Raw genomic sequence first — 13734 nt, forward strand, 5'->3', positions numbered from 1 at the left:
CCTCGCACTCGCTCGGCGTGCAGGTCTCGATGTCTGTGCCCCGGCCGCCGGACCGGGGGACCCTCATGCCGCGCTCGTTCATGCGGAGCCTCCCGTGTGCGGATCCTGGTCGTGCGGGGCCTGGCCCATGGGGTCTGCGGGGCCTGCCTGGTGGGGGATGCGGGCGGTGTCCGCCGGCGGCGCCCCGTCCGCGTCGTCGTCCGCCGGGCCGTAGGCGGCCTCCGCCGACTCGGCACGGGCCTTGACGACCTGGTCGACGGCGTCCAGCACCCCCCGGTAGCCCGAGCAGCGGCAGAGGTTGCCGCACAGCGCCTTACGGGTCTCCAGCTCGCTGGGGGCGTGGTTGCCCTCCAGGAGGTCGTGGACGGTCATCGCCATCCCCGGTACGCAGAAGCCGCACTGCACCGCACCGGAGGCGGTCAGCGCGCGCTGCACGTCGGAGGGCTCACCGTTCTCCGCGAGCCCTTCGACCGTACGGACCTCGCTGCCCGCCGTGGTGGCCGCGGGCACCAGGCAGGACGCCACCAGCCGCCCGTCGACCTGGACGGAGCAGGCCCCGCACTCGCCCTGCGAGCAGCCGTCCTTGGCACCGGCCAGGCCCAGCCGCTCGCGCAGCACGTAGAGCAGCGACTCGCCGATCCAGGCGTCGGTGACCGGGCGGTCGATGCCGTTCACCCGCAGGACGTAGGAGGCGGCGGGGTGTTCGTCGAAGGCTTCGGCCTCGGGTGCGCCCGCCACGCCGGCCTCGCCCGCCACCTCGGCGCCGAACGGGCCCTCGGCGTCACCGGCCAAAATCCCGCTCTCGTCATCGCTGCCACTGTCGCTACCGCTACCGGTATCGCCCTCGCTACCGCCATCGGTGGCTTCGGCGGTGCCGCTGCGGTCCTCGCCGGGGTTCTCGGCAGGGATATCGGCAGGGTTATCGGCGGCCTCGGCGTGCTCGTCCGCTCCGGGGGTCTCGTGCGCCCCGGCATGGGCGTCCGCCCCGACGCGTCCGTCCGCCCCGGCGTGGGCGTCCGTCCCGGCGTGGGCGTCCGTCCCGACGTGTCCGTCCGTCCCGGCGTGGGCGTCCGTCCCTGAGCTCTCGCCGCCGTGGCCGGCGCCTCGCGGGTCCGCCAGACCGTCGAGGTCCGTGAGACCGCCGACGTCCGTGCGTCCGGTGTGCTCGCCGTGCTGCGGCACGGCGTCCGCACGTCCGTCGGCACCCGGGGCGGCGGGCGTCACGTGCCCGTCCGCGTCGGTGCTCGCGAACTCGCCGGAATCCTCGGGCTGTTCGTCTGCCGCCGCCGGGACCGTCCAGTCGTCCGCGCCACCGGGCGCGTCCGCCGCCCCGTCGGGCCGGTCCGCCGGCTCCTGGTGCCGCCCCCCGTCGTGCGACGGCTGCGCCGTGTCCCCGGCGGGCGGCCACTGGGCCAGCGCGTCGGCCGGCAGCGACCAGTGCCCGGTCGCCCCGCCTACCGCCCCGTGCGGGACGCCCGCGCCCGTCCCGTACGGGTCGCCGCCCGACGGGCCGGTGCCGCCCGGCCGTTCGGCCGCCGGCTCGGCGCCGCGGCCCGGGAGGCCGTGTTCGTGGGCGTACGGGTCGTCCGCGGCGCCGCCGAAGTGAGCGGGCGCCGCGCCACCGTGTGAGGCGTCGTGCGGCGGCGCGGTGTGCGTTTCGGCCCCGCCGGTGGCGGTCAGCCCGGTGGTGAAGTTCCAGTGCCCGGTACCGGCGGCCTCACCGGCGTCCCCCGGGTTCCCGGCGCCGTCGTACGCACCGGCGCCCGGGTACCCGCCCCCCTGGTAACCGGTGGCGTCACCGGTCCCCGCGGGACCGGGGTGTCCGTGATGACCCGTATGGGCGGGGTGGCCCGGATGACCGGGCTGACCGGAGTGACCGGGCTGGCCGTGGTGTCCCGGATGGCCGTCGGCAGGGGCCGGATGCCCCGTCAGTCCGTCGTCGCCGACCAGGTATTCGCCGGATTCCTCCAGGCCGTCGTCCGCCGCAGCGGGGACCGACCAGGTGCCGGGGTTACCCGCCTCCGGGCTGCCCGCGACGGGCCAGTCCACGGGGTCACCGTGCCACGGCCGGGCCGCCTCGGGGGCGTCGCCGTGGTAGCCCTCGGCGGCGCCGTGGTGGGCCGCGTACTCCGCCTGGGCCGGGTACCCGGCGGACGGGTCGGCGTAGCCGGCCGAGGGGTCCGCGAAGGGCATCGTCCACTGGCCGGTGGCCGACGGATCGGTGCCCGCGGCCGGCGGCGTGGGCTCGTGCGGGGTGAAGGAGGCCGGCGGGGTGTAGCCGTGACCGGGTGCGGCGAGCGGTTCGGGGCCCGGGGTGCCGTACCGGGGCGATCCGCCGCCGTAGACCCCGCTGGTGAAGCCCTCCGGGAGCTGTACGAAAGCCGTCGCCTCCGACTCGTACTCGCCGCCCTGCGGCAGCGGCTGCCAGCCGTGTTCGGGGTGCGGCTGGTACGGATGGCGGTTGTCGGCGTCGCTCATGCCGAGCCCTCACTTCGCTCGGCCCCGCCTTCGCGAGGCGCGCACCTTTCGATGATGATCTCCCGGTCTCCGGCCGGGGGGACCGCCACGCTGCGCTCGCTCATGAGAGCGCCCTCCCCAGTGCGCGGCGGGCCAGGGCTGCCACCGTACGGCGCAGATGGAGTGCGGCCGGCGGCAGGGCGGCCGGCTGTGAACCGTCCTCGGGCGGCGCCGGGTCCGGGATGCAGGCGGCGGCGACATAGTCACCGAAGGCCGTCAGCGCCTCGGGCACCAGGCCGCGTTCGCCGTCCCAGTCGATGAGCGAGGCCACCCACTGCTCGGCCTCCAGGGGGCGCAGCGGCATCGCGGCGACCGCGCCCACCGCGCAGCGCACCCCGCGCCGGGCCGGGTCCAGGACGAGCGAGACCGAGGCGGTGGCCCGGCCGGGGCCGGTGCGGCCGGTGGCCTTGAGGAAGGTCTGCGGGGCGTGCAGCAGCGGCACCCGCACGAAGCCGACGAGCTCGCCGGGGCCCAGCATCTCCCGGCCGGCCAGGAGGTGGCTGACCGGGATCTCGCGGCGGCTGCCCCCGGGCCCGGCGATGATCACCGTGGCTTCGAGGGCGGCGAGCACCGGGAGGGTGTCGCCCGTGGGCGCGGAGGTCACGATGTTGCCGCCGAGGGTGCCGGCGTTGCGGACCTGCGGCGGGCCGGCCGCGCGGGCGGCGGCGGCGAGGCCCGGGATCAGGGCGGCGAAGTCGGGGCGTCCCATACGGGCGAGGGTGAGGCCGGCACCGAGCAGCGCATGGCCGTCCAGGTACTGCCAGCCGCGCATCTCGCTGATCCGGCCGAGGCCCACCAGGGCTGCGGGTCTGAGGAGTCCGGCGTTGACCGCCGCCATGAGGTCGGTGCCGCCCGCGACGGGCACGGCGGCAGGCATGGCCGTCAGCGCCGCCACCGCCTCGTCGAGCGAGGCCGGCAACGTCACCGTGTGCGACGCGTGCGGTGCGTGCGTGGTCAAGCCAGCTGCCCCTTCCCCGGTGTCCCGGCAGTTCCGCTCCGCCGTACGGTACGTGCTCACGGCCCGGACGTGGCAACTCTGGCACATCTTCCCGGGCCCCCGGCGCGAGGGTCCGCGAACCGGCGATCCGTCCCCGAACAAGGTGCTGGTCCGGTTTCGTCCGCCGCCGGCCGTGCGGGAACTGCGGTGTGGCGCATCGGCGGAGGCGTCCGGCCGGGCGCACACCGCCGCTACGGCGATGCCGGTACAGCAGTGCCCGGTACGGCGATACCCGGCCACGAAAGTGCCGTGGTGCGGGGTGACGCGGTACCGGACCACCGTCCCAGGGTCCGGCCGTACGGGCGCCCTCCTTGCACGGGGGCTCACACGTTTGGGGGCGCCCCGTCGATCGGGCGTCCGAGCACGCCGGGCCGTTTCTGCCAGGGGTGGGGGCCGCCGGGCGGGCGGTAGCCGACGCCGAGGGCGTCGAGGCGGGCGTAGTGGACAGTCATCCGCCGGGTGAAGTCCTGGTAGTCGCGGTCGGCCGGTGCGGGCAGCCGCGACCAGGCGACCTCGGCGAAGGCGGCCAGCCGGGGAAACACCTGGTAGTCGAGGCGCTGCTGACTGTCCATGACCTCGGTCCAGGCGTTGGCCTGGGTGCCGAGGACGTGCGCCGCCTGGTCGGCCGTCAGCTCCGGCGGCACCGGCTCGAAGCGGTAGACGTCCTCCAGGGTCCGTACGAAACCGATCGGCACCGGCTCGTCCGGGGAGGGGTGCTGACGGTGGTCCAAGTACACCTGCTGCTCGGGGCACATCACGACGTCATGGCCGGATTTCGCGGCGGCAACGCCTCCCGCGCAGCCGCGCCAGGAGGAGACCGCGGCCCCCTCGGCCAGTCCGCCTTCCAGGATCTCGTCCCAGCCGATCAGCCGCCGGCCGCGGGCTGCGAGCCAGCGGTCGAAGTGCCGGATGAACCAGCTCTGCAACTCGTCCTCACCGGCCAGTGACAGCTCGGCGATCCGTGCCTGGGCGGTGGCGGACGCCTTCCACTGGTCCTTGGGGCATTCGTCGCCCCCGAGGTGCACGAACCGCGAGGGGAAGAGCGCCAGGACCTCGTCGAGCACCTGCTCGTAGAACCGCAGGGTGCTGTCGGTGGGCGCCAGTACGTTGGGGTTGACGCCCCAGGTGTCCCAGACCTTCAGGGAGGTGGTGTCGATGACGTCGGTGTTGCCGAGGTCCGGGTACGCGGCGATGGCGGCCTGCGAATGCCCCGGGATGTCGATCTCGGGGACGACGGTGATATGCCGCTGGGCGGCGTAGGCGACGATCTCGCGGATGTCGTCCTGCGTGTAGTAGCCGCCGTGCGGGCGCTCGTCCCAGAGGGGGGAGGCCCGGTGGCCGATTTTGGTCCGCTCCCGCCAGCCGCCGGTCCCGGTCAGTTCCGGAAAGCGGTTGATCTCGATCCGCCAGCCCTGGTCATCGGTGAGGTGGAGGTGGAGGACGTTGAGCTTGTGGGCGGCGAGCAGATCGAGGTAGCGCAGCACCCCGTCCTTGGGCAGGAAGTGCCGGGCGACGTCGAGCAGCATGCCGCGCCAGGCGAAGCGGGGACCGTCCTCGATGGTCTGCTGCGGCAGGACGGCCGGGCGACCGGACGTGAGCGGCGCCCGGCGGAAGGCGTGCGGGCCGAGGAGCTGACGCAGCGTCTGCGCGCCCCAGAAGACGCCTGCCGGGCCGCCGCCGGTGATCCGTACGCCCCAGCGCGGGGCGGCCTCCAGGCGATAGCCCTCCGCGGGCAGGGCCGGGTCGAGGGTGAGCGCGAGGGTGTTGACGGCGTCGGCGGGACCGGGCGGCAGCGGCAGGCCGAAGGCCGCACCGAGCGTGGCGCGCAGCCAGCGCGCGGTGTCCTCGGTGCCGGTCCCGGCGGCCAGCGCGGTGCCCTTGCCCAGGTGCACGGCGCAGCGGTAAGGCCCGTCGATGCTCAGCGGCGCCGGGACGAGTCCGCCGCCCGGTGCCGTGGGGGTGGTGTCCGTATCGGGCATGCCGTCCGTCCTTCACCGCGTCGTCCGTCCTTCACCGCGCCGCCCGGCCCGGGACCGAACCGGCCGGTATGCGTACGCACCTGTACGCGTACGAGGAGGACCTGTACGCGTACGAGGAGGCAATGCCCGGCGCGGGGCGGCCCCCGCGGCCGATGCTGCCATCATTCCGCCCCGGCGGGGGCGGTTCGGCGTGATGGTGCCGAAGACCGGCCGTGCCGGGGCGGGGACGTGACCGGCGGCAGGGCGCCTGGCGGGGACGGGGCGCGCCCTGGACGGCGGGGCGCCCCGCGAACGGTGCGGCGCGCCATCGACGGCGAGGCACCCCACGCACGGTGAGGCGCCCACGGACCGCGGCTGCTACTTCTTGCCGCCGTCCTTGCCGCCCTTGTCCTTGTCGCCGCCGGCGCCCATGGACTCGAAGATCTCCTTGCACATGGGGCAGACCGGGTACTTCTTCGGGTCGCGACCCGGGACCCAGACCTTGCCGCACAGCGCCACGACGGGGGTGCCGTCGAGCGCGCTCGCCATGATCTTGTCCTTCTGGACATAGTGGGCGAAGCGCTCGTGGTCACCGTCGCCGTGCGACACCTGGGGTGTCGGCTCTACGAGGGTCCCCGTACCTGCCCCGCGCTCGGGCTCAAGAGTGCTCATAACAGCCAAGGGTACTCACGCCCGGCACCGCCCGGGAGCGTCGGCCCGCCACCGGGTGGAGCGCAGGACCGCCGCCGGCCGTACCCCCGCTACGGAGCCACCGCCACCCCGCCCCGGGACCCGGCCGTCAGGCCCAGTTGCGCGGCGAAGGCCAGGGCGGCGTCCGGGCGGACCTCGTACCAGCAGTCCTGGCCGCAGACCGCGTCCAGGAGTGTGGTGATGTCCTGGGCGCCGACCCTGCGGGCCCCGGCGGCGGCGAGGAAGGCGCGGACCGCCGCCGTGGCGTCGACCTCGGTCTCCGTGCGGGCCACCAGGCCCTCGGCGATCCCCCTGACCGCGTCGTCACCGGGCGCGACCCAGCTCATGGCCGTCTCCAGGCCGTCGTCCGGCATCTTCTCGGGGTACGGTGCGCGGGCCCAGGCGCCGTCCTGCCACCAGTAGACGAACCCGAAGAGGTTGCCCTCGGCGTCCTCGCGCAACTGGTTCCAGGGGAGCCATGCGGGGCCGCCGGCCAGGAAGTCGATGGGGCGGCCGCCGCTGTGGGTGTGACTGCCGTCGGAGTCCTGGCCGCAGAGCAGGGCGCGGCCGTCCTCGTACAGCTTCAGCCGCCACCAGTAGCTTCCGCCGTCGTTCCAGCACTGCAATCCCTGGTCGCTCCAGGAGAATTCGTCCCAGTCGTCCATGGCGGCCGCCACCACCGCCAGCGTCGCGGCGCGCGCCCACAAGTGCTCCGGATGATCCAGGTCCTCGGGCAGGCTCGGCCTGTGCATGGCGCTCTCCCCCGCTTGTCCAGCGCGGCCCCGCCGACGCGGCCACGCACCGTCCCCTGTCGTCTCGAACCATAGCGACGGGGTCTGACACTTCCCCATGACGAGGCCGTCACAATAATCAAGTCGTCAACAAAATTCGGCCCGCGACGCGCCCGCCACCCGCCGGCCCGGCCAGGGCCGGTCCAGTGAGGGTCAGTTCGCTGACGACCGGCTCGACGGCGGTCAGTTCAGCGAGGGATCGTCCGGATACGTGGCCACCATCGCCAGCTCGTTGCGCTGCCTGCGCAGTACCGCGCGCCACAGCTGCTCGGGGTCGGGCGAGGAGACATCACCGGGCTCGGACTCGACGACGTACCAGGCGCCCTCGACCAGTTCGTCCTCCAGCTGGCCCGGACCCCAGCCCGCGTACCCGGCGAAGATCCGCAGGCTGCCGAGGACCGCCGCGAGGAGTTCGGGAGGGGCCTCCAGATCGACCAGTCCGATCGCGCCGTGCACCCTGCGCCAGCCCAGCGGCTCGTCACCCGACCGCACGCCCGTCCGGTCCGCGGCCGGCACCCCGGCCGTCTCCGCGCCGTCGCCGCCCGCCCGGGCGCCGCTGTCCACCGACGGGATGCCGCCCTCACCGGACAGCCCGCCGGGCACCACGGCCACCCCGAGCGCCGAGTCCAGTGACACCGGACCGCCCTGGAAGACCACGCCCGGCTCACCGGCCAGCGCCGCCCAGGGCGCGAGGATGTCCGCGACACCGACCGGCGTGGGGCGGTTGAGGACCACGCCGAGGGAGCCCTCCTCGTCGTGGTCGAGGAGGAGCACCACCGCGCGGTCGAAGTTCGGATCGGCGAGCGCGGGCGTCGCGACAAGAAGCCGCCCTGTGAGCGAGGACACCTCGGTCATGGCCACATGATCCCGCACTTCTGCCCGGAGCGGGGAGTCAACGCCCGGACCCGGGCGAAAGCAGGGCAGGGCGTACGGCGGCAGCACCGGCGCACACCCCCGGCACCGGATCGGCCATTCACGACATCCCTGGCAATTTCCGCAAAGGTCGATTACAGATCAAAGGCGGATCGTAGCGGAGCGTGTTGTGACAAAGCCATTACATGCTCAGAGACTGCACAGGCCTACGGACTCACCCCCGCCCGCCCTTACCATTTCAGCTTGGCCCCTGCCCGTCTCCAGGAACGCGAGATCCATGACCGTCTCTACTGACGACGTACTGCTTGTCCACGGCGGCACCCCGCTCGAGGGCGAGATCCGGGTTCGCGGCGCGAAGAACCTTGTGCCCAAGGCCATGGTCGCCGCCCTCCTCGGCAGCGGCCCCAGCCGGCTGCGCAACGTGCCCGATATTCGCGACGTACGTGTGGTGCGCGGACTGCTGCAGCTGCACGGCGTCACGGTCCGCCCCGGCGACGAGCCGGGCGAGCTGGTCCTCGATCCGTCCCACGTGGAGAGCGCCAACGTCGCGGACATCGATGCGCACGCGGGCTCCTCGCGCATCCCGATCCTGTTCTGCGGCCCGCTGCTGCACCGTCTGGGCCATGCCTTCATCCCCGGCCTGGGCGGCTGCGACATCGGCGGCCGGCCGGTCGACTTCCACTTCGACGTGCTGCGCCAGTTCGGCGCGACGATCGAGAAGCGCGCCGACGGGCAGTACCTGGAGGCCCCGCAGCGGCTGCGCGGCACCAAGATCCGGCTGCCGTACCCGTCGGTCGGCTCGACCGAGCAGGTGCTGCTGACGGCCGTCCTGGCCGAGGGCGTCACCGAGCTGTCGAACGCTGCCGTGGAACCGGAGATCGAGGACCTCATCTGCGTGCTGCAGAAGATGGGCGCGATCATCTCCATGGACACCGACCGGACGATCCGGATCACCGGTGTCGACAAGCTCGGCGGGTACACCCACCGCGCCCTCCCGGACCGCCTGGAGGCCGCCTCCTGGGCGTCCGCGGCGCTGGCCACCGAGGGCAACATCTACGTCCGCGGCGCGCAGCAGCGGTCGATGATGACCTTCCTCAACACCTTCCGCAAGGTCGGCGGCGCCTTCGAGATCGAGGACGAGGGCATCCGCTTCTGGCACCCGGGCGGCCTGCTCAACGCCATCGCCCTGGAGACCGACGTCCACCCCGGTTTCCAGACCGACTGGCAGCAGCCGCTGGTCGTCGCGCTGACCCAGGCGTCGGGCCTGTCGATCGTGCACGAGACGGTCTACGAGTCCCGGCTCGGCTTCACCTCCGCGCTCAACCAGATGGGCGCGCACATCCAGCTCTACCGGGAGTGCCTGGGCGGCAGCGCCTGCCGCTTCGGGCAGCGCAACTTCCTGCACTCCGCCGTCGTCTCCGGACCGACCAAGCTGCAGGGCTCCGACCTGGTCATCCCCGACCTGCGCGGGGGCTTCTCGTACCTGATCGCGGCGCTGGCGGCGCAGGGCACCTCCCGGGTGCACGGCATCGACCTGATCAACCGCGGCTACGAGAACTTCATGGAGAAGCTCGTGGAGCTGGGTGCCGACGTCGAACTGCCGAACGGCGCGCTGCCCAACTGAGCGGACGGCGCAACCGAGCGGAGCGCGCACTGCCCGGCCGGGCGGTGCGCGCTGCCGTTGGGCGCCGGGGGGAGCAGTTGTGCACCGCTCCCCCCGGCCCCCGCAGGAGCTGAGCGGGACTCCCCCCGGTGAAGCCCCGCTCAGCAGTCCGTCACCAGCACCGGCTTCTCGTGCGGTGTGACCGTGCACCGTGCGCCCGGTGTCAGCTCGCCGGCCTCCCGGCTGGGCACGTCGGCCTTGAGCCGGACGCCGGTCTCGGTGGTCAGATGCAGCCGCGTGGTGGCACCCAGGAAGGTCGCCACCCGTACGGTCGCGGACATCCCCTCCGCGCCCGCGTCCGTACGGACGGCGAGACCTTCCGGCCGCAGCAGTACCTCGACCGCACGGCCCGCTCCGCCGCCCGGTGCCGCCCCGTGGACGGGCAGGCGGCAGCCGAACAGCTCCACCACCCCGCCGTCCCTGACGGTGCCGGGCAGGCGGTTCATGGTGCCGACGAACTCCGCGACGAACGGGGTCGCCGGGCGTTCGTACAACTCGGCGGGTGCGGCGCACTGCTCGAGCCGCCCGCCCTGCATCACGGCGACGCGGTCGGCCACCGACAGCGCCTCCTCCTGGTCGTGGGTGACGAAGACCGTGGTGATGCCGAGTTCGAGCTGGATCCGGCGGATCTCCTCGCGCAGGCTGAGCCGCACCTTGGCGTCGAGCGCCGACAGCGGCTCGTCCAGGAGCAGCACGCGCGGGCGGACGGCGAGCGCGCGGGCCAGCGCGACGCGCTGCTGCTGGCCGCCGGAGAGCTGGTGCGGATAGTGGTCCTGGCGGCCGGGCAGGCCGACCAGCTCCAGCAACTGAGCCGCGCGGGCGGCGCGTTCGGCGGCGGCGGACCCCCGCACCCGCAGGCCGTAGCCGATGTTCTGGGCGGCCGTCATGTGGGGGAAGAGGCTGTAGGACTGGAAGACCATGCCGATGCCGCGGCGGTGCGCGGGGACGTGCGTGACGTCCTGGCCGTCCATGGTGAGCTCGCCGCCGTCGGCGGTCTCGAAGCCCGCGATGATGCGCAGTGCGGTGGTCTTGCCGCAGCCGGACGGGCCGAGCAGCGCGACCATCTCGCCGGACGCGATCTCCAGGTCGAGGCCGTCCAGCGCGGTGGTCGCGCCGAAGCTCCGGCGTAGCCCCTTGAGGTGTACGGGTACGGTCATGACGTCGTCCTTTGCCGGCGGGTTCGGCGGGTCCGGCCGCCCGCCAAGAGGGTGAGCAGAAGCAGCAGGCCCCAGGTCAGGAAGAGGCTCAGCATGGCGGCGGCACCGGCGAGTTCGGCCTCCTCGCCTCCGACCTCCACCATCCACACGGCGAACGGCCGGTAGCCGAGCACGGAGGCGACGGTGTACTCACCGAGCACCATGGCCAGGCTGAGCACCGCGCCGCTGACGACGGCGGGCCGCAGGTTGGGCACGACCACCCGCCCGAGCGTGGTCAGCCGTCCGGCACCCAGGCTGCGGGAGGCCTCGACCAGCGTCTTGAGGTCGACGGCGCGCAGTCCGGCATCCAGCGAGCGGTAGAGGAACGGCAGCGACATGACGGTGTAGAGCAGGACGAGGACGAGCGGGAAGTTCTCGTTCTGGATGACCATCAGGGTCTGGTAGAAGGGCGTCCGCGCCAGGTCCGGCGCCCACGACAGCACCGTGTTGACCCCGGCGACCAGCGCGATCGGCGGGACGACCAGCGGCGTCATGCACAGGATCTCGACGAGCGGGCGCAGCCGGGGCAGCCGCAGCTGGACGACGACCATGGCAGGGACGACCAGCGCCAGGCCCAGCGCGACGGTGGCCAGCCCCAGTTCGACGGAGAGCAGCAGGCTGCCCAGCATGTCGGCGGAGAGCAGATGGCCGGTGTAGACGTCGAGGGAGAAGCCCTTGACGGGGTCGTCGACGGTGAACCAGAGGGAGGCGGCGACGGGGAGGGCGAAGTAGAGCAACGCCGGGAGGAGGACGGCGAGGCGTCCGTAGGGGCGGCGGCCGCGGGCGGGGGGTGCGGGGCGCGGCTCGGGGGCGCGGTCCGAAGGCGGCGCCGCGGGCGGCTGCGCGGCGGTGGTCATCCCAGCCATCGGGCGCTCCTGCGCTGCAGCGGTATCTGCACGGCCATCACCAGCAGCGCGATGACGACCATGTTGAGGCTCATGGCGAGGGCCAGGTTCTCCTGGCCGACCAGGACGTTTCCGGCCAGTGCGTTGGAGATCTGCACCGTGATCAGCGGAACCGAGCTGCCGACCATGACGGCGGCGGTGGCGTGCGAGGCGAAGGCGGTGCCGAAGAGCAGCACCGCGCCGCCGAGCAGCGAGGGCAGCAGGACGGGGAGGCCGATGTGCCGCCAGAACTGGCCGCGGGTGGCGCCGCAGGAGGCGGCGGCTTCCCGCCACTGGGTGCGCAGCCCGTCGAGCGCGGGCAGCACGGTCACCACCATCAGCGGGATCATGAAGTACAGGTAGGCCAGGACCAGTCCGGCGGTGGTGTAGAGACTGAACCCGGTGTCGCCGAGGGAGAGCAGCCGGGTGAGGGTGCCGGTGGTGCCGAGGGTCGCGACGAAGGCGAATGCGAGCGGGGCGCCGGAGAAGTTGGCGAGCACCCCGCAGGCGGCGACCACGGCGCGGCGCAGGGCGGGGCGCCGGGAGGCGACGACGGCCTGCGCGATGAGGGTGCCGCAGAGCGTCGCCAGCAGGGCGCAGAGCAGGGAGAGCTGGACGCTGCCGCCGAGGCCGGTGGCATAGCTGCCCTTCAGCGACTGACGGACGTTGTCGAGGGTGGCGTGGGTGTGGCCGGTGGCCGGGTCGGTGGCGGTGAAGGCCCCGTACACCAGGGCGCCGGCCGGCAGGCCGAAGCAGAGCCCGAGGAAGACGAAGAAGGGCAGGACGGCCGGCCAGTGGAGGCGGCGGGTGCTGCGGCGGGGACGGCCGGGCGGGCCGGCGTCCGTCGCGGGTCGGTCACTCATACGCGGGAGATCTCCAAGGAGGCGGGGAGGGGGTGAGCGGGGGTCAGCCGACGGCCTTGCCCCAGCCCTCGTTGATGGCCGCCTTGGCGGCGTCCTCCTGTTCCGGTGTGGGGAACTTCGGGGTGCCGTGGACCTCGGGGAGGCGTGCTGCGGCCTTCTTGTCGGCGGTGCCGTCCTTCTCCATCCGGTCGAGGAGGGCGGGACGGGAGTAGCCCCGCAGCCAGATGTTCTGGCCCTGGGGGCTGTAGAGGAATTCGAGCCACAGCCGGGCGGCGGCGGGGTGCGGGGCGTAGGCGTTGACGCCCTGGTTGTAGTACTGGGAGTACGGGCCGTCGGACGGCACGGTGACCCGCCAGTCGACGCCCTTGGCCAGGAGTTCCTTGCGGTAGCCGAGGTTGAGGTAGTCCCAGTCGAGGGAGATCGGCGTCTCGCCCTTGCGGATGGTGGCCGGTGAGGACTCGACGGGCACGAAGTTGCCGCGCTGCTTGAGCTTCTTGAAGAAGGCCAGGCCGGGCCGGACGTCGTCGAACGAGCCGCCGCCCGCGAGCGCGGCGGCGAAGACCGCGGAGAACGCCGAGGACGACTGCGCCGGGTTGCCGTTGAGCGCGATCTTGTTCCGGTACCGCGGCTGCAGCAGCTCGGCGAAGGTCCTGGGGCACTTCGTGACGGCCTTGGCGTCGCAGCCGATGGAGATGTAGCCGCCGTAGTTGTTGAGGTACGAGCCGTCGGCCTGTTTCTGCGCGCGGGGGATGTCCCGCCAGCCGGTCACCTTGTAGGGCGCGAGCAGCCGCTTGCCCTGGGCGTTGCGCATGAAGGCGGTGCCCAGGTCGAGGGCGTCGACGGCGCGGTCCTGGCCCCGGCGCTTGTCGGCGGCGCCGAGCGCGAGCTGGCTGGTGCCGCCGGGGTTCTCGTTGTTGACCTCGATGCCGTACTTCCGCTCGAAGGTCTTGATCATCTCGCCGTAGTTCGCCCAATCGGGGGCCAGCGCATAGACGTTGAGCCGGCCCTCCTTCCTGGCGGCCTTGACGAGGGCGTCCATGCCGCCGAGGTCCGCGGCCGAACGGGCGGTGGCCGCCTTGCTGGTGACGGCGGCCGGGGCGTAGCCGCAGCCGCCGGTGGCCGTGGCGGTCACGAGGACCGCGACGCCGCCGGCGAACGCCCGGCGCAGACCCGCCGGTCGGGGTGGCTTCACTGGTTACTCCTGGATCTTTGGCCCTCCACCTGTATGGACAAGCCGCCGTCAGTAAGCCCCGTCAAAATAACCGGAAGATGAACCCCAGACCAACCCCTGAAGCAGAAAAA

The 13734-nt window shown here is 73.2% G+C and carries 11 protein-coding genes; 1 reads left to right on the forward strand and 10 read right to left on the reverse strand.

Features of this window, described 5'->3' with window-relative positions; all coding sequences use genetic code 11:
- Positions 1–78: 78 nt before the first annotated feature.
- From CFW40_RS12615 to CFW40_RS12640, 6 genes are all read right to left on the reverse strand, one after another.
- Positions 79–2478 (reverse strand): 2Fe-2S iron-sulfur cluster-binding protein, encoded by a 2400-nt coding sequence (locus CFW40_RS12615; RefSeq protein ID WP_088797876.1) that lies wholly within the window; start codon positions 2476–2478, stop codon positions 79–81.
- A gap of 100 nt (positions 2479–2578) precedes the next feature.
- A complete protein-coding gene (locus CFW40_RS12620; protein WP_088797877.1) occupies positions 2579–3475 on the reverse strand; it encodes a xanthine dehydrogenase family protein subunit M in 897 nt (298 codons plus the stop codon).
- Between the two features lie 362 nt (positions 3476–3837).
- Positions 3838–5493 carry a beta-N-acetylhexosaminidase gene (locus tag CFW40_RS12625; protein WP_088797878.1) on the reverse strand — a complete coding sequence of 552 codons (1656 nt, stop codon included), beginning with the start codon at positions 5491–5493 and terminating at the stop codon, positions 3838–3840.
- Between the two features lie 357 nt (positions 5494–5850).
- Positions 5851–6144 (reverse strand): DUF3039 domain-containing protein, encoded by a 294-nt coding sequence (locus CFW40_RS12630; protein ID WP_026169910.1) that lies wholly within the window; start codon positions 6142–6144, stop codon positions 5851–5853.
- An 89-nt stretch (positions 6145–6233) separates the two neighbouring features.
- Positions 6234–6914: a hypothetical protein gene (locus tag CFW40_RS12635; RefSeq protein ID WP_088797879.1), complete on the reverse strand. Its 681-nt coding sequence runs from the start codon at positions 6912–6914 to the stop codon at positions 6234–6236.
- 222 nt (positions 6915–7136) lie between these two features.
- Complete coding sequence (locus tag CFW40_RS12640; protein ID WP_088797880.1) at positions 7137–7808, reverse strand: YqgE/AlgH family protein; 672 nt, start codon at positions 7806–7808, stop codon at positions 7137–7139.
- Positions 7809–8103: 295 nt separating this feature from the next.
- Here CFW40_RS12640 and murA point away from each other — a divergent pair, with 295 nt between their 5' ends.
- Positions 8104–9450 carry a UDP-N-acetylglucosamine 1-carboxyvinyltransferase gene (murA, locus tag CFW40_RS12645; protein WP_088797881.1) on the forward strand — a complete coding sequence of 449 codons (1347 nt, stop codon included), beginning with the start codon at positions 8104–8106 and terminating at the stop codon, positions 9448–9450.
- A 140-nt stretch (positions 9451–9590) separates the two neighbouring features.
- Here the strand turns inward: murA and CFW40_RS12650 are convergent, their stop codons facing one another.
- Genes CFW40_RS12650 through CFW40_RS12665 form a run of 4 tightly spaced genes read right to left on the reverse strand, consistent with a single transcriptional unit; the run spans position 9591 to position 13624 of the window.
- Positions 9591–10646 carry an ABC transporter ATP-binding protein gene (locus CFW40_RS12650; RefSeq protein WP_088797882.1) on the reverse strand — a complete coding sequence of 352 codons (1056 nt, stop codon included), beginning with the start codon at positions 10644–10646 and terminating at the stop codon, positions 9591–9593.
- Entirely contained in the window at positions 10643–11551 is a 909-nt protein-coding gene (locus CFW40_RS12655) for an ABC transporter permease (protein ID WP_088797883.1), read from the reverse strand. Before CFW40_RS12655 ends, CFW40_RS12650 begins: the two co-directional genes overlap by 4 nt.
- A complete protein-coding gene (locus CFW40_RS12660) occupies positions 11539–12432 on the reverse strand; it encodes an ABC transporter permease subunit (RefSeq protein ID WP_088797884.1) in 894 nt (297 codons plus the stop codon). Before CFW40_RS12660 ends, CFW40_RS12655 begins: the two co-directional genes overlap by 13 nt.
- Before the next feature lie 43 nt (positions 12433–12475).
- Positions 12476–13624, reverse strand: a complete 1149-nt coding sequence (locus tag CFW40_RS12665; RefSeq protein WP_371127297.1) for an extracellular solute-binding protein — start codon at positions 13622–13624, stop codon at positions 12476–12478.
- Positions 13625–13734 lie beyond the last annotated feature (110 nt).

The organism is Streptomyces sp. 2114.4 (assembly GCF_900187385.1).
Taxonomy (GTDB): domain Bacteria; phylum Actinomycetota; class Actinomycetes; order Streptomycetales; family Streptomycetaceae; genus Streptomyces; species Streptomyces mooreae.

Excerpts from the sequence above, each read along its gene's own strand:
- CFW40_RS12615 (WP_088797876.1), bottom strand. The coding sequence starts at position 2,478 with ATGAGCGACGCCGACAACCGCCATCCGTACCAGCCGCACCCCGAACAC.
- CFW40_RS12625 (WP_088797878.1), bottom strand. The coding sequence starts at position 5,493 with ATGCCCGATACGGACACCACCCCCACGGCACCGGGCGGCGGACTCGTC.
- CFW40_RS12630 (WP_026169910.1), bottom strand. The coding sequence starts at position 6,144 with ATGAGCACTCTTGAGCCCGAGCGCGGGGCAGGTACGGGGACCCTCGTA.
- CFW40_RS12635 (WP_088797879.1), bottom strand. The coding sequence starts at position 6,914 with ATGCACAGGCCGAGCCTGCCCGAGGACCTGGATCATCCGGAGCACTTG.
- CFW40_RS12640 (WP_088797880.1), bottom strand. The coding sequence starts at position 7,808 with ATGACCGAGGTGTCCTCGCTCACAGGGCGGCTTCTTGTCGCGACGCCC.
- murA (WP_088797881.1), top strand. The coding sequence starts at position 8,104 with ATGACCGTCTCTACTGACGACGTACTGCTTGTCCACGGCGGCACCCCG.
- CFW40_RS12650 (WP_088797882.1), bottom strand. The coding sequence starts at position 10,646 with ATGACCGTACCCGTACACCTCAAGGGGCTACGCCGGAGCTTCGGCGCG.
- CFW40_RS12655 (WP_088797883.1), bottom strand. The coding sequence starts at position 11,551 with ATGGCTGGGATGACCACCGCCGCGCAGCCGCCCGCGGCGCCGCCTTCG.
- CFW40_RS12660 (WP_088797884.1), bottom strand. The coding sequence starts at position 12,432 with ATGAGTGACCGACCCGCGACGGACGCCGGCCCGCCCGGCCGTCCCCGC.